Source organism: Saccharopolyspora gloriosae (assembly GCF_022828475.1).
Lineage (GTDB): Bacteria > Actinomycetota > Actinomycetes > Mycobacteriales > Pseudonocardiaceae > Saccharopolyspora_C > Saccharopolyspora_C gloriosae_A.
In genome coordinates, this window is sequence record NZ_CP059557.1 from 636985 (window position 1) to 658050 (window position 21066).

At 70.5% G+C, this 21066-nt stretch carries 18 protein-coding genes; 11 read left to right on the top strand and 7 right to left on the bottom strand.

Annotated features, from left to right (window positions below; all coding sequences use genetic code 11):
- The first annotated feature begins 122 nt into the window (after positions 1–122).
- The 4 genes from H2Q94_RS02800 to H2Q94_RS02815 all read left to right on the top strand — a co-directional run bounded on the left by H2Q94_RS02800 (position 123) and on the right by H2Q94_RS02815 (position 4852).
- A complete protein-coding gene (locus H2Q94_RS02800; protein WP_243795490.1) occupies positions 123–1385 on the top strand; it encodes a MerR family transcriptional regulator in 1263 nt (420 codons plus the stop codon).
- Positions 1386–1683: 298 nt separating this feature from the next.
- A complete protein-coding gene (locus H2Q94_RS02805) occupies positions 1684–2280 on the top strand; it encodes a response regulator transcription factor (RefSeq protein ID WP_184483053.1) in 597 nt (198 codons plus the stop codon).
- A 655-nt stretch (positions 2281–2935) separates the two neighbouring features.
- Positions 2936–3508, top strand: coding sequence for a sigma-70 family RNA polymerase sigma factor (locus tag H2Q94_RS02810; RefSeq protein WP_184483051.1), 573 nt, complete (start codon positions 2936–2938; stop codon positions 3506–3508).
- Between the two features lie 123 nt (positions 3509–3631).
- The gene (locus H2Q94_RS02815) at positions 3632–4852 is read left to right on the top strand and encodes an anti-sigma-D factor RsdA (RefSeq protein ID WP_243791677.1); all 1221 of its coding nucleotides are present in this window, start codon (positions 3632–3634) and stop codon (positions 4850–4852) included.
- A gap of 166 nt (positions 4853–5018) precedes the next feature.
- Here H2Q94_RS02815 and H2Q94_RS02820 read toward each other — a convergent pair whose 3' ends face one another.
- Positions 5019–5420 carry a DUF5319 domain-containing protein gene (locus H2Q94_RS02820; RefSeq protein WP_243795492.1) on the bottom strand — a complete coding sequence of 134 codons (402 nt, stop codon included), beginning with the start codon at positions 5418–5420 and terminating at the stop codon, positions 5019–5021.
- Between the two features lie 238 nt (positions 5421–5658).
- Between H2Q94_RS02820 and guaB the strand changes: the two genes are divergently transcribed.
- Entirely contained in the window at positions 5659–7170 is a 1512-nt protein-coding gene (guaB, locus tag H2Q94_RS02825) for an IMP dehydrogenase (RefSeq protein ID WP_243791679.1), read from the top strand.
- 42 nt (positions 7171–7212) lie between these two features.
- Here the strand turns inward: guaB and H2Q94_RS02830 are convergent, their stop codons facing one another.
- Positions 7213–8133: an NmrA family NAD(P)-binding protein gene (locus H2Q94_RS02830; RefSeq protein ID WP_243791681.1), complete on the bottom strand. Its 921-nt coding sequence runs from the start codon at positions 8131–8133 to the stop codon at positions 7213–7215.
- 93 nt (positions 8134–8226) lie between these two features.
- Between H2Q94_RS02830 and H2Q94_RS02835 the strand changes: the two genes are divergently transcribed.
- The 4 genes from H2Q94_RS02835 (at position 8227) to guaA (ending at position 13800) form a co-directional block, all read left to right on the top strand.
- A complete protein-coding gene (locus H2Q94_RS02835; protein ID WP_243791684.1) occupies positions 8227–8793 on the top strand; it encodes a TetR/AcrR family transcriptional regulator in 567 nt (188 codons plus the stop codon).
- A 136-nt stretch (positions 8794–8929) separates the two neighbouring features.
- A complete protein-coding gene (locus tag H2Q94_RS02840) occupies positions 8930–10060 on the top strand; it encodes a GuaB3 family IMP dehydrogenase-related protein (protein ID WP_243791686.1) in 1131 nt (376 codons plus the stop codon).
- Positions 10061–10376: 316 nt separating this feature from the next.
- Positions 10377–12077 (top strand): FAD-dependent oxidoreductase, encoded by a 1701-nt coding sequence (locus H2Q94_RS02845; protein WP_243791689.1) that lies wholly within the window; start codon positions 10377–10379, stop codon positions 12075–12077.
- A 121-nt stretch (positions 12078–12198) separates the two neighbouring features.
- Positions 12199–13800: a glutamine-hydrolyzing GMP synthase gene (guaA, locus tag H2Q94_RS02850; RefSeq protein ID WP_475274533.1), complete on the top strand. Its 1602-nt coding sequence runs from the start codon at positions 12199–12201 to the stop codon at positions 13798–13800.
- A gap of 332 nt (positions 13801–14132) precedes the next feature.
- Here the strand turns inward: guaA and H2Q94_RS02855 are convergent, their stop codons facing one another.
- The 4 genes from H2Q94_RS02855 to H2Q94_RS02870 all read right to left on the bottom strand — a co-directional run bounded on the left by H2Q94_RS02855 (position 14133) and on the right by H2Q94_RS02870 (position 17839).
- Positions 14133–15050 (bottom strand): glycoside hydrolase family 16 protein, encoded by a 918-nt coding sequence (locus H2Q94_RS02855; protein ID WP_243791692.1) that lies wholly within the window; start codon positions 15048–15050, stop codon positions 14133–14135.
- 298 nt (positions 15051–15348) lie between these two features.
- Positions 15349–16371 carry a LacI family DNA-binding transcriptional regulator gene (locus H2Q94_RS02860; RefSeq protein ID WP_475274534.1) on the bottom strand — a complete coding sequence of 341 codons (1023 nt, stop codon included), beginning with the start codon at positions 16369–16371 and terminating at the stop codon, positions 15349–15351.
- Positions 16372–16473: 102 nt separating this feature from the next.
- Entirely contained in the window at positions 16474–16680 is a 207-nt protein-coding gene (locus H2Q94_RS02865; protein ID WP_243791696.1) for a hypothetical protein, read from the bottom strand.
- Positions 16673–17839 (bottom strand): PspC domain-containing protein, encoded by a 1167-nt coding sequence (locus H2Q94_RS02870; RefSeq protein WP_243791698.1) that lies wholly within the window; start codon positions 17837–17839, stop codon positions 16673–16675. Before H2Q94_RS02870 ends, H2Q94_RS02865 begins: the two co-directional genes overlap by 8 nt.
- A gap of 120 nt (positions 17840–17959) precedes the next feature.
- Here H2Q94_RS02870 and H2Q94_RS02875 point away from each other — a divergent pair, with 120 nt between their 5' ends.
- Together H2Q94_RS02875 and H2Q94_RS02880 are read left to right on the top strand one after the other, a co-directional pair.
- Positions 17960–19375: an ATP-binding protein gene (locus H2Q94_RS02875; protein ID WP_397545415.1), complete on the top strand. Its 1416-nt coding sequence runs from the start codon at positions 17960–17962 to the stop codon at positions 19373–19375.
- Between the two features lie 37 nt (positions 19376–19412).
- Positions 19413–20087, top strand: a complete 675-nt coding sequence (locus H2Q94_RS02880) for a response regulator (RefSeq protein WP_243791700.1) — start codon at positions 19413–19415, stop codon at positions 20085–20087.
- Positions 20088–20090: 3 nt separating this feature from the next.
- Here H2Q94_RS02880 and H2Q94_RS02885 read toward each other — a convergent pair whose 3' ends face one another.
- Positions 20091–21032: a DMT family transporter gene (locus H2Q94_RS02885; RefSeq protein ID WP_243791703.1), complete on the bottom strand. Its 942-nt coding sequence runs from the start codon at positions 21030–21032 to the stop codon at positions 20091–20093.
- Positions 21033–21066 lie beyond the last annotated feature (34 nt).

Here is a 21066-nt window from a genome sequence, read left to right on the forward strand (position 1 = left end):
CAATACTTGTTCAACCCCTTTCGCGCCGAAAGCTGTTCACTGACGGGTGATCTCTGACCGGTGGCATCCGGGTGCACCCGCTTGCCACCGGCCGCCACGATCCGGAACATGACCGCGTGACCATGCGGGAGGAACCCCTGTCCGGGCAGCACGGCGCTGCCCGGGAGGCTGATCCACGACTTGCCGACCACTTGGACGGCTCGGCCTTCCCCCGCGGCGCGGCGAACGCCGACGAAGATCGAGACGACGCCCGCCGCAAGATCGCCGACGAGACGGGGATGCGGGCCGACGACGACGGAGCTCAGGCGGACACCGGCAGGCACCGCGCCCCCGAGGCGGACGAGGCATCGGACGAGCGAGCGGGAGACCTCACCGCAGGCGTGCTCGGCTCCGCTCCCGAAGAACCTCGGCTGACCGTGGCCGCCGTCGCGCGCAGGCTCGGCGTCGCGCCTGCGACGCTGCGCACCTGGGATCGGCGGTACGGGCTGGGGCCGACCGACCACGCGTCCGGCAGCCACCGCCGGTACGGGCCGGAGGACGTGGCCCGGCTCGAGCAGATGCAACGAGCACTGCTGCGCGGCGCCTCCCCGGCCGAGGCGGCCCGCTACGCGTTGGCGGCCACCCCGCCGTTGCCGCGCCACGCCGACGGCGCGCAGGCCGCACCGCCGGCGCCCGCCGAACCCGTCCTCATCTCCGGAGTCCTGGATCCGCTCGAGCCGCCGGTGGCCGAGTCGACGTCCAATCCGGGCGGGCGAGGGCTGCGGCTCACCGGTGCCGGGCCGCGCGCCCGCGGGCTCGGCCGGGCGGTGCTCGCGCTGGACGCTTGGCACCAGCAACGCCTGCTCGGCGAGTCGATCGAGGAACAGGGCGTGCTCGCCACCTGGCACGAAGTGCTGTCCCCGGTGCTGACCGCGGCCAGTGAGCGCTGGCAGTACACCGGCGCCGGAGTGGAGGCGTTGCGCCTGCTCACCGACAGCGCGGCTACGGCGTTGCGGGCGGTGCTGGCCAAGGCGCCCGAGCCGCGCAATCCGCGGCCGGTGCTGCTCGCGCCGGTGCCGGGGGAGCAGCAGGAGCTGGAGCTGGTCGCACTGGCCGCGGAGTTGGCGTCCCGCGGCGTCGGGCACCGCCTGTTCGGCGCGGGACTGCCGCCGGAGGGCCTGAACGCGGCGGTGCGCCGCGCGGCGCCCGCCGTGATCGTGCTGTGGGCCGAGCAGCCGCACTACGCGGCCCCGGCGCTGCTGGGGGACCTGCCGATCAAGCGGCAGCGCGCGCGGGTGCTCGCGGTGGGAGCCGGCTGGGCACCGGGGCGGTTACCCGGGCATGCCGAGACCGTCTCCTCGCTCGCCGAAGCGGCGGAACTGATCGGCCGAACCGTACTTGATTAGACTGTGACGTAAATCACTATAGGCCGTATTCAGTCGATTGCCGGGTGTCGCGAGATCGGGTGGCAAATCGCCCGGCGGGACCACGCTTGGGTGAACATCGCAGGTATGGGCCTTAATCGCCGGGTGACGGCCGAGACCATACGTGCCCGCGTCGGCCCCTGCTCCGTTCCGGTGAATATCTCGAAGGAGTGGCGTGAGCCGATCTCTGGACGGATTCAGCACTAGATCGTGTCAAGGTCCGCCTCGCTGCGTCCGATAGGGGAAGAGGAACGTCACCCGCCTGCAGGAAGGAGTTCCCGTGACGACGGTCCTGATCTGCGATGACCGACGTAGCGTCCGGGAAGGACTCACTCGCGTGATGTCCGCTGTCCCCGGAGTGAGTCGGATTGATTGCGTAGCCCACGGTGATGAGTTGCTTGCCCGCTTCGCGCGGCAAGCGGTGGACGTCGTACTGGTCGGCACCCAGCGAGCGGTGCCGAACGGTGTCGAGGCCACCAGAAGGCTCGTCTCCGCTCATCCTCAAGCCAATGTGATCGTCTTCGGTGCGCCGGACGACGCGGGCAGCATCGCGGCGGCCATCGCCGGCGGTGCACGCGGATACCTGCGCTGGGACGCCTCGCGGCCGGAACTGGTCGCCGCGCTGGCGCACACCCTGGCCAGCACGTCCGTCCCCGCGCCTCGGCAGCCGTCCGATCCGGGCGTGCAGCTCACCGAGCGGGAGCTGCAGGTGCTGCGGGGAATGAGCCAGGGAAAGAGCAACGGCCAGATCGGCCGCGAGCTCTACTTGTCCGAAGACACCGTCAAGACCCACGCCCGCAGGCTCTTTCGCAAGCTGGGAGTGCGGGATCGGGCGCAGGCGGTGGCGCACGGGTTCCGACGGGGGCTGGTCGCCTGAGTCGAACGGACTGCCACGGATGCCCACCTGCTCGCTCGATCACTCGGGTTCCGATCGGAGCGCCACGTGCGCCGATCGCCCGCGGGCGGCGGGCCGTGCCCCGCGCCGCGCTCGTCTCGGGGCGAATGCCCCGGACCGCTCCGGCGTCCGGCTCGGCCCGGCGACCGAGTCCTCGCGTGCGAGGACTCGACGGATGATCTGCGGAGGTTCCGTGGGAGCTCCTTCCTGTTGTGTGACGCCCCTCGCCGGAACGCGGCCACCGGCCGCCGCCCGGTTCACCTCGACGCCGCCGTTCGGGCTCGGCGGCGTCGGCAGGACTTCGGTGTCCGTCGTCATGGCCTGGTGCGACACCGCATCGGGACATGGCGGCGGACACGTCTCATGACCCGGCCAGGTCGGGCCGGGAGTCGATCGCGGTCGTCGCGTCCGCCCCTACCATCCGTCGATCAGTGCGAGTTCCGTACTGGGCGGACGATGCTCGGGTGGATATCTGGTAGTTATGGTTACGTGACAACGACCGCCGCTGGCCCCCACTCCCTGTTCAGGGAACTGTCCTCGCCCGGTACGGTGACCTCGGCGCTGCGTGCGGAGCACGTGATGTTCGCCGGGCAAATCCGAATCGCTTGAACGCGTAACACCAGGGCTGCTGTCTGCGATGAGCAACGTGGGGGACGGGCTGGACGCACTTGTAGGCGCCGCCGTCGACGGCGATCGTCAGTCGATCGAGCGCTTGCTGGCCGAAATCCGTCCTTTGGTGGTGCGGTATTGCCGCGCCAGGGTAGGACGAAACGAACGGTCGTTCGCTTCGGCGGATGACGTCGCCCAGGAAGTGTGCCTCGCCGTGTTGACGGCGCTGCCCAGCTACCGGGACCAGGGTCGTCCTTTCCTGGCGTTCGTATACGGCATCGCCGCACACAAGGTGGCTGATGCGCATCGTGCGTCGGCTCGCAACCGCTCCGAACCGGTGGCGGACGTTCCGGATACTCCGGAGTCCGAGGCTGGACCGGAGCAGCGGGCCATGCAAGGTGAGCTTTCGGGCAGGATGGCGCAGCTATTGCGTGTCCTCCCGGCCAAGCAGCGGGAGATTCTGCTGCTCCGGGTGGTCGTCGGGTTGTCCGCGGAGGAAACCGCCGAAGCGGTCGGTTCGACTCCGGGAGCAGTGCGGGTGGCACAGCACCGCGCACTGGCCCGGCTACGCAAGACGCTGTCCGCGGAGGAGGTGGTCTGAATGGTCGAGCGGGAAGAGCCTGAGCGCACCCCGAAAAGGGAGCATGACTCGGACGCTCCCGTCGATTCCGGCCGGCAGGACGACCGTGCGGGCGAGACGCGAGCTTCGGAGGACTCTCCGGCCGTGCCCGCCGCTGGCGAGGGAGCCGAGCTGATCGACAATCGAGAGTCCGACTCCGCCACTTCGGCGACAACCGGGTCGAACACCGCCGGGATCGCTGACGGCCCGGAACCGGACGCCGCGGACCACTCTACCGGCCATTCGGCCGATTCGGCCACGTCCGACGAACCGGCCGCGCAGGCGGACGGCGCAGCCAAAGACGCCGCGGGCGAGGATCCGACGATCCGAGCCGCGCGCTCCGGCGACGAGCCCGAGGTGGAACCGGCGAGCGCACCGAGCGCGGGTGCCACCGTCCTGGACTTCCGGCAGCGTCCGTTGGCGACCGACGCCGCCGACGACACAGCGCAGGCCACGGCCGCCGGCCTGATCGACGCGGACGAGGTCGGTGCGGAGCCCCTGAACCTCTCCGAGTTGCAGGCCGACGACGCGTTGCTCGACGCGCTCGGCGGCACCAATCCGAGCGTGCCCGCGGATTCCGCGGACACCGGCCCCGCGCTGGAATCGCTGCTGGTCGCGTGGCGACGGGAGGTCGACGCGGCACCGATCGGTGACCTCGTGGACACCGACGCCGCGATCGCGGCGATCGCCGCGGGCAGTCGTCCTCGGCGCAAATCCCGCCGCAGGCACCTCGTTCCGGTGGCTTCGGCCGCGGCGGTGCTGATGATCGGTTTCACCGGTGTCGGCTTGGCCGCGCGGGACGCGATGCCCGGCGACATGTTGTGGGGCGTGGCGCAGGTGCTCTACAACGACCACACGCGGGAGACGATGGCCGCGACGGCGGCGCAGAGCCAGCTCGACCAGGCCGAGAAGCAGTGGAAATCGGGTCAGCGCAGTGATGCACGGGCTTCGCTCGATCTCGCGCGCGAGACCATGAAGGACGCGGGCGACCGGTTGGCGGAACTGCAAGCGCAGCACAAGGCGCTGCGGGAGCAGTTCGAGGGCGCGAACCCGTCCGACCCGTCCACCTCGGAGTCCACGTCGAGCTCGCACCACGTGCCGACGACGACCGTCGAGCCGCCCCCGCCGTCGAACCCGCAGTTGCCGCCGACGGATCTGCCCACGCCGACGTCGCCGAGCACTCCGAGTTCCTCGCAGGAACCGACGGAGCCGACGACGCAGCCCAGCGAGACCAGCGGCAGCACGGACGTGCCGTCCAGCGGCACCACGGACGGATCGACCTCCGACCCGCACAACGGCGGCGGTCTGTTCCCCCGGCCGAACTGAGAGATCCGGATCCGCGTCCACCAGGGCGCGGATCCGTTTTTCGGCGCACAAGGTCGCCTGATCGTGCTGAATTCGAGCGCGTTCCGCTCAGAGCGTGCGTAGTACCGCGGTGGGCGAGCGGCGGTCACCTGCGTGCGGTGTCACCGCCGAAACGGCCGAGCCTCGGTCAGCGGCTGCTCTCGTTCTCCGTCTCGGTGACGCCGTCGGCGAAGCCGCGGCAGTACTCCCAGCTCATGTAGTCGCTGGGGTCCGGGGAGAACGCCGGCTCGTGCGGACGCATCCGACCGTCGTGCAGCAGCTGCTCCAAGCTGGAACGCAGCAGCTCCCAGTCGTGGTAGTGCGGCTCGCCGCAATCGGTGCAGTCCACGACGATGCCGCGGACGCCACGCGGCTCCAGCAACGCCTGGTAGACCGCGAGGTCGGTGAGGTCGGAGAGGAGTTCGGCTCGTTCGTCCTCGCCTAGCGGCGGGCCGAACTCGGGGTCCTGGTCGCCGAGCTCTCTGCTCGGATCGTCCGGGTCGCCCGCGAACGGGTCTGGGGGCAGCGGATCGTGCGACACGCACGGCACGGTACCGCCCACCACGACCTGCACTTCCGGTCGGGGCGCTCGCGCGGGCGCGTACGCGCGTCACCCCACCGCTGACCATCCCTGACCAGCGGGTCTCTATCATGGGGGAATCGCACCTGCCGCTCGCGCCGGGGACGTCGTCGAACCGCGTTTCCGGTGGCCCGGTACCGCCGATGCGCCCCCGCCCGGAACCTTCGGTGACCCCACCGTTGCTTGCAGGAAGGCACACCGCCTCGCCATGACCAGCGAACTGACCGCCCCCGGATTCCCTGCGAAGTTCGCGACGCTCGGGTTGACCTTCGATGACGTGCTGCTGCTGCCGGATGAGTCCGATGTGATCCCCAGCGGCGTCGACACGGGCACGCAGCTGTCGCGCAACGTGCGACTTCGGGTGCCGCTGCTGTCGGCGGCCATGGACACCGTCACCGAGGCGCGGATGGCGATCGCCATGGCCCGCCAGGGCGGTGTCGGCATCCTGCAGCGCAACCTGTCCGTCGAGGAGCAGGCCGCGCAGGCCGAGGTCGTGAAACGGTCCGAAGCGGGCATGGTCACCGACCCGGTGACGTGCTCGCCGGAGGACACCATGGGCGAGGTGGACGCGTTGTGCGCCCGCTTCCGGATCTCCGGGGTCCCGGTGACCGATCCGGACGGCACCCTCGTCGGCATCATCACCAACCGCGACATGCGGTTCGAAGCCGACCACACCCGGCGCGTGCGCGAGATCATGACGCCCGCACCGCTGGTGACCGCGCAGGTCGGCGTGACCGCCGAAGCCGCGCTCGGCCTGCTGCGCAGGCACAAGGTGGAGAAGCTGCCGATCGTGGACAACGCGGGCAAGCTCCGCGGGCTGATCACGGTGAAGGACTTCGTCAAGACCGAGCAGTACCCGAACGCCACGAAGGACCCGGACGGCCGGCTGCTGTGCGGCGCCGCCGTCGGCGTCGGCGCCGACTCGCACGAGCGGGCGATGGCGCTGGTCGACGCCGGGGTGGACGTGCTGATCGTGGACACCGCGCACGGGCACTCCCGCGCCGTGGTGGACACGGTGGCCACGTTGAAGAAGGAACTCGGCCACTCCGTCGACGTGATCGGCGGCAACGTCGCGACCCGCGCCGGGGCGCAGGCGCTCGTCGACGCCGGAGCGGACGCGGTGAAGGTCGGCGTCGGCCCCGGCTCGATCTGCACCACCCGCGTCGTCGCCGGCGTCGGGGTCCCGCAGATCAGCGCGATCTACGAAGCCGATCAGGCGTGCCGCCCGGCCGGCGTGCCGCTGATCGGGGACGGCGGCATCCAGTACTCCGGGGACATTCCGAAGGCGATCGCCGCCGGAGCCAGCAGCGTCATGCTCGGCAGCCTGCTCGCGGGCACCGCGGAATCGCCCGGTGACCTGGTGCTGGTCAACGGCAAGCAGTTCAAGGTCTACCGGGGCATGGGGTCGCTCGGTGCGATGCAGACTCGCGGACAGGCCAAGTCGTACTCGAAGGACCGCTACTTCCAGGACGACGTGCTCTCCGAGGACAAGCTGGTGCCGGAGGGCATCGAAGGGCGGGTGCCGTTCCGCGGGCCGCTGTCGCAGGTAGTGGATCAGCTCGTCGGCGGGCTGCGGTCCGGGATGGGCTACACCGGTTCGACCACCGTGGCCGAGTTGCAGCGTGCGAACCTGGTGCGGATCACGGCGGCGGGGCTCAAGGAGTCGCACCCGCACGACATCACGATGACCGTGGAAGCGCCCAACTACACGACCCGGTGAGGCGTGGGGCTCGGACATCGTGTCCGAGCCCCTTGCTCCCGGTTACGCGGCCGAGGGCAAGTGTTCCGCCGCCCACTGCTCGAACGTGGTGGTGGGCAGGCCCAGCTCGGTGGCGAACTCGGGCCGGGCGGGCTGCCCGATCACGTTCAGGTACTCGTGGCTGGCGCCCATGCCCGGCATTCCGGCGGCGCGCGCTTCGGCCTCGGTCATGTCGGGCGCTGTCAGCTGGGTGCCCAGCGCGTCGGAGAGCACTTCGGCGATCCGTTTCATCGGCAGGAAGTCGCCTGCCAGTTCCAGCTCGACCTCGTGGAACCGCTCCGGTTCCGCGATCGCGGCCGCTGCGGCCGAACCGATATCCGCCGTCGCGACCAGGGACAGGTGCGTGTCCGGGTTGACGACGGTGACCAGGCCGCCTTCGGTGCCGCGCGGGAACAGGAATCCCATCGCGGGCAGGAAGTTCGCCATGAAGAACGTCGGCTTGAGCAGCGTCCAGCTGCGGAAACCGGCTTCGCGGACCCGGTCCTGGATAGTGCTCTTGGCGTTCAGGCTGTCCGCCACCTTCCAGCGGCCCTCGGCCATGCCGGGGGCTTCGGTGTGCTGACCGGCGCCGCTGACCGAGGTGTGCACGAACTGCGGCACTCCGGCGGCTCGCGCCGCCTTGATGAGGTTGGTGCCTTGGGTGATCTCGCCCGCGAAGTCGAATCCGTCCTCGGTGAATTCGGGCATCTGCACGGAGAAGACGGCGCGGGCGCCGTCGACCGCCGAGGTGAGGGATTCGGGGTCGCGGAGGTCTCCGGTGACCAGCTCGGCGCCGAGTGCGCGGATCGCGGCGGCGCGTTCGGTCGCGGGATCGCGCACCAGGGCGCGGACGGGCACACCGGCGGCGAGCAAGGCCTGGGCGGTGGCGCCGCCCTGCCTGCCGGTGGCGCCGGAGACCAGGACGGGTGCGGAGTTCGTGGGCATGTTGCTCCTCGAGACGTAAACGGCGGGGTCCGCCGTTTACCTTACCGTACGATACGGCGGACCCCGCCGTTTTGTGCAGCAGGAGGTGACGCCATGGCCGGCGCGCAGCGCTCGGACGCCCGGCGCAACCACGCCCGCATCCTCACCGTGGCGGAAGAGGAGGTCGCCGCCCGCGGTGCCGAGGCCTCCCTGGAGCAGATCGCCCGCACCGCCGGAGTCGGATCAGCCACCGTGCGCAGGCACTTCCCCACTCGCCGCGCCCTGCTGGAAGCGGTGTCCCACCGCCGCATCGAGGCGCTGAGCACTCGCGCCGCCGAACTGACCGGCGCGGTCGACGGCCGCGACGCGCTGCTGAGCTGGCTGGGCGAGGTGGTCGCCTACTGCGCCACCGTCCGCGGGCTGGCGGCCGCGCTGTCCTACGAGAGCCTTGAAACCGACCCGGTCGAAGGCAACTCCTGCGCCGCTGTGCTGGAGGAAGCGGGAGCGCCGTTGCTGGAGCGCGCCGTGCGAGCCGGGGCGGTGCGGCCGGACGTCGTCCTCACCGACCTGATCACGCTGATCGTCGGCATCGTGCTGGCCGTCGAACACCGCGCGGATGCCGCAGCCGAAGCCGACCGGCTGTTCCGGCTGGCCGTGGCAGGACTGAGCCCGCAGGACTGAGCTCCGCTCGACCGGCCGGTCGTCGTTGCGCGGTCCGGACGCCCGAGTCGAAAAGACCGGGGCGGATGCGAGGTGCGGGAGCGAAGTAGAGACAATGCTCCGTTGGAGTGTTGTGCGCTGGTAGGGAGGACTTGACGTGCGGGATCTGGTTGAGATCGGCATGGGCCGGACGGCCATGCGGGGGTACGACCTGGAGGACATCGAGATCGTCCCGTCTCGGCGGACCCGTTCGTCGCAGGACGTGTCGCTGGCCTGGCAGATCGACGCCTACCGGTTCGACATTCCGCTGGTGACGCACCCGACGGACGCCGTGGTGTCGCCGGCGACGGCGATCCGCGTCGGTGAGCTCGGCGGCTTGGGCGTGCTCAACGCCGAAGGGCTGTGGGCGCGGCACTCCAACGTCGAAGAGCGGCTGCTCGAGGTGGTGCGCACCGCCGAGGAGAACGAGGACCCGGGCGCCGCGATCAGCCTGCTGCAGGAGCTGCACGCGGCTCCGATCCGGCACGACCTGCTCGTGCAGTCGATCAAGGAGATCAAGGACTCCGGGGTCACGGTCGCCGCGCGGGTCAGCCCGCAGCACGCCGAGGAGCTCACTCCGGACCTGCTGGCCGCCGGGGTGGAGGTGCTGATGGTGCAGGGCACCATCGTCTCGGCCGAGCACGTCGCGCGGGACGGGGAGCCGCTGAACTTGAAGCGGTTCATCGCGGACCTCGACGTGCCGGTGATCGCGGGCGGCGTCGGCGACTACCGCACCGCGATGCACCTGATGCGCACCGGAGCCGCCGGGGTGATCGTCGGATTCGGGCAGTCCCGTTCCGCGACGACCACGCAGGTGCTGGGCATCGGGGTGCCGATGGCCACCGCCATCGCCGATGCGGCCGCCGCGCGCCGCGACTACCTCGACGAGACCGGCGGCCGCTACGTGCACGTGCTCGCCGACGGCGCGCTGTCCTACTCGGGCGACATCGCGAAGGCGATCGCCTGCGGGGCGGACGCGGTGATGCTCGGCGAGGCGCTGACCGAGGCGGAAGAGGCCCCGGGGCAGGGCTACTACTGGACGGCCGCCGCCGCGCACCCGAGCCTGCCGCGCAGCGAGATCGTCGGCTTCACCGGCGCCGGCGCCGACCTGGAGACGCTGCTGTTCGGGCCGAGCAGCGACCCGTTCGGCACGGTCAACCTGTTCGGCGGCCTGCGCCGGTCGATGGCGAAGACGGGGTACTCGGAGCTCAAGGAATTCCAGAAGGTCGGCCTGACGCTGCGGCGATGAGCCTTCCTATCGCGGTGATCTGCGCTGTGGGTCGTTCAGCGGAACCTCAGTTGCTTCCTCGCTGCGGGGTCATTTTCCCAAGTGGCTCCGCCGCGAGGGAAAATGCTGTCCTCGCGAGGAAGCAACTGAGAACCCGCCGGTAGTCCTTTTGCTCGGGTGGTCGCTGCCAGCGGCTTCGCCGTTGGAAGGCGAAGATCAAAGGTCGCTCACGCGAGGTTCGGTGGGGCTCGGTGAGGTGCTCGTTGGCGGGAATCCGCCGGGTGGAGTAGCGGAAAGCACTAGCTACCCGCGAGTAATGATGGTTAATGTGTCCGACATGGCTTCCAGCAACGGTGCTTCCCGCCACTACGACGTCGTTGTGATCGGTTCCGGCTTCGGCGGCAGCGTCGCCGCGCTCCGGCTCACCGAGAAGGGCTACCGGGTGGCGGTGCTGGAGGCCGGGCGGCGCTTCAGCGACGACGAGTTCGCGAAGACCTCCTGGGACCTGCGCCGATTCCTGTGGGCGCCGCAGATCGGCTGCTACGGCATCCAGCGCATCCACCTGCTGCGGGACTGCCTGATCCTGGCCGGATCGGGTGTCGGCGGCGGCTCGCTGGTGTACGCGAACACGCTGTACCGGCCGCTGAAGCCGTTCTACAACGACTCGCAGTGGGCGCACATCACCGACTGGGAGACCGAGCTCTCCCCGCACTACGACCAGGCGAGCCGGATGCTCGGCGTGGTCACGAACCCGACGACCACGCCGTCGGACGTGGTGATGAAGCAGGTCGCCGCCGACATGGGCGTCGACGACAGCTACCACCCGACCCCGGTGGGCGTGCACTTCGGCAAGCCGGGCGAAACGGTCGCCGACCCGTACTTCGGCGGCGCCGGGCCGTCCCGCACCGGCTGCACCGAATGCGGCGCGTGCATGACCGGATGCCGGGTCGGGGCGAAGAACACCCTGGTCAAGAACTATCTGCACCTCGCGGAGGCCGGTAGTGCCGAAGTGTTCCCGATGACCACCGTGCACCGGCTCGCCGAGGGCGATGACGGGCGCTGGCGGATCGGGACCCGGCGGACCGGGGCGAAAACGGCGTTCGGCAGCTCCGTGTTCACCGCCGACCAGGTCGTCGTGGCCGCCGGAACCTGGGGCACCCAGAACCTGCTGCACCGGGCGCGGAACCGCGGCGACCTGCCCCGGCTGTCGGCGAAGCTGGGCGAGCTGACCCGGACCAACTCCGAAGCGATCATCGGGGCGCAGGTCAGCGAGGTGGGCGAGCAGAACTACTCCAGCGGAGTCGCGATCACCTCGTCGTTCCACCCGGACGAGGACACCCACATCGAACCCGTCCGCTACGGCAAGGGCAGCAACGCGATGGGGCTGCTGCAGACCTTCCCCACCAAGGGCGGCCAGCCGGACCCGCGGTGGAAGCAGTGGCTGCGGTTCGTGCGCAACGACCCGGTGAAGGCGTTGAAGATGGCGATCGTGCGCAACTGGAGCGAGCGCACGATCATCCTGCTGGTGATGCAGAGCCTGGACAACTCGCTGATCACCCGCGTCAAGCGCGGCCTGTTCGGCTCCCGGCTCACCTCCCGCCAAGGCCACGGGGCGCCCAACCCCAGCTTCATCCCCGCAGGTGAGGAGGCCAACGAGCGGGTCGCCGAGAAGATCGGCGGCACCGCGGGCGGCACCTGGGGCGAGCTGATCGACATGCCGATGACCGCGCACTTCATCGGAGGCTGCGCCATCGCGGCGGACGCCGAGCACGGGGTCATCGACCCGTACCACCGGGCTTACGGGCATCCGACGCTGTCGATCGTGGACGGCTCGGCGATCACCGCGAACCTCGGGGTGAACCCGTCGCTGACGATCACCGCGCAGGCGGAGCGGGCGTTCTCGATGTGGCCGAACAAGGGGGAGCCGGACGGGCGTGCCCCGCAGGCGGAGGGCTATCGGCGGATGGACCCGGTGGCGCCGAAGAGCCCGGCGGTGCCCGCCGACGCTCCCGCGGCGCTGCGGCTGCCGCTGGTGTGATCGCCGGGCGGCCCCGGTCGACCGCGGTCGCGGGCGGAGCCGCTGGCCGGGTGGTGCGGGCTAGCTGGGATGATGGGTGCAGCGCACGCATCCGCCTGGAGGTTTCGACGACGTGTCCGGTATCGCCAACAGCCCTGAACAGTCCCCGGCATCGGGTCCGCCGCGCGAGGGGAAAGGGCCTGTGCTCGTCGTCGACTACGGCGCCCAGTACGCGCAGCTGATCGCTCGCCGCGTCCGCGAGACGCAGATCTACTCCGAAGTCGTTCCGCACGACACACCCGTCGAGGAGATCGTCCGGCGCGACCCGGCCGCCTTGGTCCTCTCCGGCGGCCCGGCGAGCGTGTACGCCGAGGACGCGCCGCAGATCGATCCGGCGCTGTTCGAGGCGGGGGTGCCGGTGTTCGGCATCTGCTACGGCTTCCAGGTCATGACCTCGGCGCTCGGCGGCACCGTGGAGCACACCGGCACCCGGGAGTACGGCCGCACCGAACTGGAGATCACCGGCGACGGCGGCGCGCTGCACCAGGACCTGCCCGCGCACCATCCGGTGTGGATGAGCCACGGCGACTCGGTGAGCAAGGCCCCGGAGGGCTTCACCGTCACCGCGGGCAGCAAGGACACTCCGGTCGCGGCCTACGAGGACCGGCGGCGCCGGCTCGCGGGCGTGCAGTACCACCCGGAGGTAGTGCACTCCCCGCACGGCCAGGAGGTGCTGCGCCGGTTCCTGCACGAGATCGCGGGCATCAAGCCGCAGTGGACCACTTCGTCGATCGTGGACGACACGGTCGAGGCGATCCGAGCTCAGGTCGGCGATCGGAGGGCGATCTGCGGGCTGTCCGGTGGCGTGGACTCGGCGGTGGCCGGTGCGCTGGTGCAGCGGGCCATCGGTGAGCAGCTGACCTGCGTGTTCGTGGATCACGGGCTGCTGCGCGCGGGAGAGCGCGGCCAGGTGGAGCGGGACTTCGTCGCGGCCACCGGGGTGAAGCTGGTGACGGTGGACGCCGTGGACCAGTTCCTCGGCGCGCTGGCCGGGGTCACCGATCCCGAGGAGAAGCGCAAGATCATCGGCCGGGAGTTCATCCGCAGCTTCGAGCAGGCGGCGCGGGACCTGGTCTCCGAGTCCGACGGCGACGTGGACTTCCTGGTGCAGGGCACGCTCTACCCGGACGTCGTGGAGTCCGGCGGCGGCACCGGCGCGGCCAACATCAAGAGCCACCACAACGTCGGCGGACTGCCCGACGACCTCCAGTTCCAGCTGGTGGAGCCGCTGCGGGCGCTGTTCAAGGACGAGGTGCGCCGGGTCGGCCTGGAGCTGGGCCTGCCGGAGACGATCGTGCACCGGCAGCCGTTCCCCGGGCCGGGCCTCGGCATCCGGATCATCGGCGAGGTCACGGCGGACCGGTTGACGACGCTGCGCGCCGCCGACGCCATCGCGCGCGAAGAACTCACCGCGGCCGGGCTGGACCGCGACATCTGGCAGTGCCCGGTGGTGCTGCTGGCCGACGTGCGCTCGGTGGGTGTGCAGGGCGATGGACGCACCTACGGGCACCCGGTCGTGCTGCGGCCGGTGTCCAGCGAAGACGCCATGACGGCGGACTGGACGCGGCTGCCCTACGACGTGCTGGAGCGGATCTCCACGCGCATCACGAACGAGGTCGCCGAGGTCAACCGGGTCACGCTCGACGTCACGTCGAAGCCGCCGGGCACCATCGAGTGGGAGTGATCAGGCTCCGGAAGTGAAGCGAACGGCCCGGGCGAACCATCGCGCGGGCCGTTCCGCGTCTTCGGGGGCATGAGTGAACGGACCGTTCGTCCAATCAGCTTGGACGAACGGTCCGTTCACTTCCGACGGCAGCCGGCGACCGGGGTTCGGTCGTCGCCTCGTCAGCGGCGGAGCCGGTGAGGTTCCGCCACCCGGACACCCGCACAGGCCATCCGGAGGGGACTTTCCAGAATTCGGGGGCGTGGCCCGCGGTGCGGGATGCGCACCGGGGCTACGCCTCCACCCGGGTCACGGGCGTCGTGGGCGCGGATCACGACGCACGTGATCGGGAATCACTGTTCGACGCGAACCCAGTCGATGAGGTAACGGGCATTGCCCGCCTTGATCTTGTCAACCGATTCTTGCGGCAGTCCGAAATAGGGTTCGGTCACGCCGTTGACGCCGTTCGGGAACTGGCCGCCGGTCGCGAAGTTCAGAATCATGAACTGCGGGTCGTCGTAGACCCAAGTCCAGCCGTTCTGCTCCATTTCGGCTCGGGTGATCTCGTAGATCTGCTTGTCGTCGACGGAGAAGACGAATCCGTCGGTCGTCCAGTCCACCTTGTAGGTGTGCCAGTCCGCGGGGTCCATTCCTTCGAACTGTTGCTGACCGGCGATCGGGGTGTCGCCGTGGTACTCGGGACCGTGCAGGGCGACGCTGGTCCACGGCTCGCCGACGCTTTCCATGATGTCGACTTCGCCGTTCTGCGGCCAGCCCACCTCGTCCATGTTCGCGCCCAGCGACCACCAGGCGGGCCACAGGCCCTGGCTGGTGCCGCCCTCGGGCAGCTTCAGCCGCGCCGAGTAGCTGCCGTGGGTGAACTCGAACTTGTCCTGCGTGTTGACCCGGCCCGACTGGAAGTCGTAGGTGTTCCCGTCGGGAGCCTGGAATCCGGGGGTGCTGCGAGCGTGCAGGGCCAGCGCACCGTTGGTGGCGCCGGTCGTCGCGTCGTCGTGATCGATGTAGATCGTCTCGGGGGAGTCGACGTACGCCTGCTGCTCCTGGTTGACCGTGCCGAAGTTCTCCCCGGTGACCTCGACCTTCCACTTGGACTCGTCGAGCTCGGCACCGGAGAAGTCGTCGAAGAACACCTCCGCCTTCGGCTGCGGGGCGAGAGCGGCAGGTGCGGTGCCGGCGGAGGCGGTGGCGAACGGGAACAGGCAAAGCGCGGCGAGCGTGGTGCCTGCCGCCTTGAAACCGGTTCGGGACACGAAATTCTCCTTCGCGGGGGACGTTGAAGGGTGAGAGCGCTCTCAACGGAACAGGCTGCTCACCTGAAACGTTCCGGTAAAGGCTATATCGATGCAGTCCGGGGCTGATTACGCCGATCGGCCGCTATTGGACGGGCATCGGAACCCGGTTGTGCGATTCGACGAATCGGTTATCGCCGTTTTTGCCATTATTGCACGAGCGGCCTGCCTGTTCGGGTGGATTCGAATGCCCGATTCGATGATCTCCATTCGCCGGTTCCCGGTAAAAAGGCACGGCCGAATTCTCCCCCCGAAAAGATCATGCGGAGTCTCGCCGGACGAGCTCCACAGGCAGGATCTCCCGGCCCGGCGTGACCGGTTCGCCCGCGATCAACCGGCGCATCAACTCGACCATGTGCACCGTGCGCAGCGCCGGATCCTGCCGGATCGTCGTGAGCGGGGGAGCGGTGTGCGGCGCGATCGCGGGCTGGTCGTCGAACCCGACGACCGCCACGTCGTCCGGAACCCGCCGCCCGGCCGCGCGCAACGCCCGCAGCGCGCCCACCGCCATCAGGTCGTTGGCCACGAACACCGCGTCCAGGTCCGGGACCCGCCGCAACAGGGCCGCCATGGCCCGCTCGCCGCCCTGCTCGGTGAAGCCGCCGGGCTCCGCGCGCAGCGCCGTCGCCGCCTCGTCCGCGCCGGTCGCCTCCCGCCAGCCCTGGAGCCGCTCCAGGCCCGCGTACTCGTCCTGCGGACCGGCGACGGTCACGATCCTGCGCCTGCCCAGCGACAACAGATGCTCGGTCGCCTGCCTGCCGCCGCCGACGTTGTCGTGGTCGACCAGGTGCAGGCCCCGCTCGGAGATCCACGGCCTGCCGCCGAACACCACCGGCAGCGGCAGCTCCCGCACCGCCTCCGGCAGCGGATCGTCCCGGTGCGGGGCGAGCACCAGCGCGCCGTCGACGTGCCCGGCCGCCAGGTAGCGGGCGATCCGTGCGTGATCATCCGGCCGGTGCACCATCAGCAGCACCATCTGGCTGTCCCCAGCGGACAGGTGCTGGGAGACGATGCGGACCGTGGAGGCGAAGAACGGGTCGTCGAAGAACTTGTTCTCCGGTTCCGAGAGCACCAGCGCGACCGCGCCGGTGCGACGGGTGACCAGGGCGCGGGCCGCGCGGTTCGGCACGTAGCCGAGGTCGCGAACCGCCGCCGCGACCTGGTCGCGCGCCTCGGGGCTCACCCGCGGGGACTCGTTGATCACTCGGGACGCCGTCGCGCGGGACACCCCCGCCCGAGCCGCCACGTCCTCCAGCGTCGGCCGCCCGCCGGGCACGCTCATCCGCTTCTCCCCCTTCGCCTGCACTGCGGTCGAGGCAGACATCGGATGGCAGCGTAGAGCGTGCCGGTCCACCCGATCCGGCGGCCCGGCCGTCCGAGACCGTCAGTGGTCGCGGCGTCGCATCGAGGCGATCAGCAGGAAGATGCCCACCAGCACCGCCGCGCCCGCCAACGACCATTCGATCCAGAAGTCGTTCGAGCCGCCGAACAGCACCGAACCCGAGATGATCAGCGCGAGGGCTCCCGCCACCAGCAGCGCGGTGTCCGGGCCGTCGGCCGGTCGTGCTTCGTTGCGGGCGTTCTCAGCCACGGCGCACCTCCACGCTGCCGTTGTCGGCGGACAGGTCGAGGGCCAGGTGTCCGCCGCCGGGGCCGTCGACCCCGTCGTCGTTGATCTCCATCCAGCTGTGGTCGCCGCCTGATTGCCGGTTGCCCAGGCAGTCCACGGTGCCGCGGTCCGTGGAGCAGGTCGCGGTCGCGTCCAGGCCGGGAGGCAGCAGCACCGTCACCCGGCCGTTGCCGACGCTCGCGCTGGTCTCGACCCGCTCCTCGCCGGTGAGCCGCAACTGCCGCAGATCCAAGGTGAACGTGCCGTTCGGGATGTACGGGTAGGTCTCCTGCAACGCGGTCGAAGTGTTCGCGACGATCTCCTGAGTGCGCGGCGTTCCCCACTGCCGCTCAGACGAACCGTGGTCCTCCTCCGTCACGTTCAGCAGCATCGCCAACGCGCCGATGGGCAGCGCGAACGCGATCAGCATCCGGCTGCCGCGCAAGAACGCGCCCGCCACCATGCCGACGCCGAGCACCCCCAGCGCCACGGCGAACGCAGCGGTCACGCCGCTGAACGTCAGAGCCACCGCGGAAGCGAGCACGGCTGCGCCCACCGTCAGCCAGCCGATCCACGCACGCTTCTCCTGCGGCGGCCCGGATTCTTCGTTCGGCGGTTCGGGCAGGTCCCACGCGAACGGTGCGGCGCCCAGCGGATCCCAGCTCGGCGGCTCGGTTCGCGCCGTGGAGCTCGGGTACACCCAGGTGTTCTCGCCGACCGGTGCCGCCGCGGGCGGTGCGGTGGCGACGGCCGCCGGAGCGCGATGGTTGCGGTGCAGCAGGTACAGGCCGCCGATGGCCGCCCCGAACACCAGCCAGCCGTGCGGGTAGAGCATGGCCAGCGCGGTGGGGATGCCGATCGTCACCAGCAGCGTCAGCCCCACCAGCAGGCGGAGCCGGTGCCGGTCGTCGGACGGCTCCGCGTTCGGCAGCACTCCCCACAGCGCCAGGTACAGCGCCAGGCCACCGCCGCCGGGGACGGTAGCCACCACGAACGCCACCCGCACCAGCACCGGATCGATGCCGTAGCGCCGGCCGATCGCGGCGCTGACTCCGGTGAGCTTGCGGCCCTCCCGAGGACGTGCCGGCCGGGTCTCCCACATCTCGCGCAGGGTGTCGCCGACGTTGTCGTTCCCGTTCATGCCACTCACTATCGAGGTGGCGCGCGACCGGACGCATCGGGGACGCCCCTGAGAGCCGCCCCGAATGCCCTGGGAATTCCCCGATGCACCTGATCTTGCGCGCGTGTGACCATCACCGTTGTGAGAACCCGGTCCCAACGCGAACATGATCGCGCGCACCGCAGGTCGCGGACCGCTGCGACCACCGCTCCGCACGGCCCCGCACCGTCGGCCCCACCGCAGCATCCGGGTGCCGCGCCGGAAGCCCCGACGTTGCCGCACGGGCATGTGGTGCACGGTCCGCACTCGACGGCCGGTGAGAACCATCCGAAGCTGTACCGCCGCCGCGGCGGACGGCTGGTGTCGGGTGTCTGCGGCGGGATCGCCGACCACCTGGGCGTGTCGGTGCTGAGCGTGCGGGCGACGTTCGCGGTGCTCGCCGCTTTCGGCGGCGCCGGCGTGTTCGCCTACGGGCTGCTGTGGGTCCTCGTGCCGCAGAGCGCCGGTGCCGAACCGCCCGTCACCGATCGTGAACGCCAGCAAGGCCTTGGGCTGATCATCCTGGGCCTGGGTTTGGCGGTCGCCGTCGGACTGCTCGGCATCCTGCCCGCCTGGTTGACCGGCCCGCTCGGCGTCGCTCTCGTCGGCGCGGCGGTGGTGTGGCGGGAAGCGGACGAATCGCAGCGGCGGCGATGGCGGGAAGGCGCCCGCTCCGGGATGACCGGAGCCGTCCTCGGCGGCGGTGGGCGGGCCGCGCTGGTGCGGATCATCTCCGGCGCCGCACTCGTGGTGATCGGCGCGGTGGTGTTCTTGGCGGGCAACGCCACCGTCAGCGACCTGCAGTTCGCGATGCTGTCCACGATCACCGCGCTGATCGGCGCCGCGGTGCTCACGGTGCCGTGGTGGATGCGGCTGATGCGGGACTTGGACGTGGAGCGCGCCGGTCGCGTCCGCTCGCAGGAACGCGCCGAGATCGCCGCGCATCTGCACGACTCGGTGCTGCAGACGTTGGCGCTGATCCAGAAGCAGGCCGGCTCGGAGCGCGAGGTCCGCAGGCTGGCCCGCGGGCAGGAACGCGAACTGCGGACCTGGCTCTACGGCCCCGACGGCTACGGCCGCGCCGACGGTGAGCAGGAGCCTCGGACGCAGCCGGGGGAGAAACCGCCGCAGACGCTGTCCGCGCAGCTCACGCGGGCCTGCGGTGAGGTGGAGGACGCTTTCGCGATCACCGTGCAGCAGGTGGTCGTCGGGGACTGCGAACTCGACGAGCCGCTCACCGCCGCGCTCGCCGCCGCCAGGGAGGCCGTGGTGAACGCGGCGAAGCACGCCGGGGTGAGCGAGGTCAGCGTCTACGCGGAAGTCGAACCCGAGCAGGTGTCGATCTTCGTGCGGGACCGCGGCGCCGGATTCGACCCGGAGCAGGTGTCCGGCGACCGCCACGGGCTCGCCGACTCGATCAAGGGGAGGATGGAGCGCAACGGCGGCTCCGTCCGGATCAAGACCTCGCCCGGTTCGGGCACCGAAGTGCAGATGGACATGCCGAGGAAGACCAGCTGATGAGCCGACCGCACGGGTGGTCGACGGAGGAGGACTCATGACCAGCGACGAAACGGACCGGTCCCCGGTGCGCGTGTTCCTCGTCGACGACCACGCGCTGTTCCGATCCGGAGTGCGCGCCGAACTCGCCATCGCCCCCGACCAGGTCGAAGTCGTGGGAGAGGCCGGTTCCGTCGGGGAGGCCGTCGCGGGAATCGCCCATTACGAGCCGGAGGTCGTGCTGCTCGACGTGCACATGCCCGACGGCGGCGGCGCCGAAGTGCTGCGCCGGGTCCGGGGCGAGCACCCCGACGTGGTGTTCCTGGCGCTGTCGGTCTCCGACGCCGCCGAAGACGTCATCGCCGTGATCCGCGGCGGCGCGCGCGGCTACGTCACCAAGACGATCTCCGGGCGGGAGCTGGCCGACGCGGTGTGCCAGGTCGCGGCGGGCGACCCGGTGTTCTCCCCGCGGCTCGCCGGATTCGTGCTCGACGCCTTCTCCCAGGGGCCGAACTCCGCGCCCATCGGCGACCCGGAGCTCGACCTGCTCACCCCGCGCGAACGGGACGTGCTGCGACTGCTGGCGCGCGGCTACGCGTACAAGGAGATCGCGTCGGAACTGTTCATCTCGGTGAAGACCGTCGAGACCCACGTGTCCAGCGTGCTGCGGAAGTCCCAGCTGTCCAACAGGTACGAGCTCTCCCGTTGGGCCACTGATCGCCGGTTGGTCTGAGGATCACTTCATGGGGTGGTTGATGGCGAGGTCGGTGTAGGTCCGGGCGCCGGTGATGCGAGGGGCTCGGGGCTTTCTGCTCAGCGCCACGCCGGTGAGCACCAGGGCGATGCCCAGGACCGCTCGGATACCGATCTGCTCGTCGAGGACGAGCGCGCCGAGCAGCACCGAGACGATCGGCATCAGGTAGGTGACGGTCGCGGCGGCCGTGGGACCTTCGTCGGCGATGAGGCGGTAGTTCAGGGCGAAGCCCACTCCGGTGCCGAACACGCCGAGCGCCGCGACCGCCAGCAGCGGGACCAGGTCGAAGTGCACCGGCGGGAACCCGTCCAGGGGCAGTGCGAAGGCCGCGAGGCCGGTGGCGGCGGTGAGCTGCATGGCCGCCATCGTCAGCGGAGCGGGCGCGGGCCTCCCGTCGCGGGCACCGGTCAAGTTCCGGCCGATGTGCACGTAGCCGATCCCGTAGCTGGCGGTCGCGCCGATGCACGCCACCAGGCCGATCCCGCCCGCCGCGCCGTGCCACGGCGCCATGATCAGCAGCACGCCGCCGAATCCGACGGCCAGCCCGGCCAGCATCCGCGGCGACAGCTCCCGCTGGGTGCCCGCCAGGTAGCCGAACAGGATCGTCCACAGCGGAGTCGTCGCGTTCAGCACGCCGGCCAGCCCGGAGTCCACGGTGCGCTCGCCGATGGCGAACAGCACCCACGGCAGCGCGCTCGCGAAGAACCCGGCCACCGCGACGTGCGCCCACAACCGCCGATCGCCGCGCAACCGGATGCCGCGAACCGCGCACAGCACCGCCAGCACGGCCGCTCCGAGCGCGATGCGGGTGAACGCGATCTGCACCGGTGACAGCGCGGTCAGCGCCACCTTGATCAGCAGGAAGCTGGCTCCCCACAGCAGCGCCAACGCGCCGACCCGCAGGTAGCTCGCCGGATGAGTCATTGATCGTCCCCTTCGCGAATCCGCCTCCGCCGGT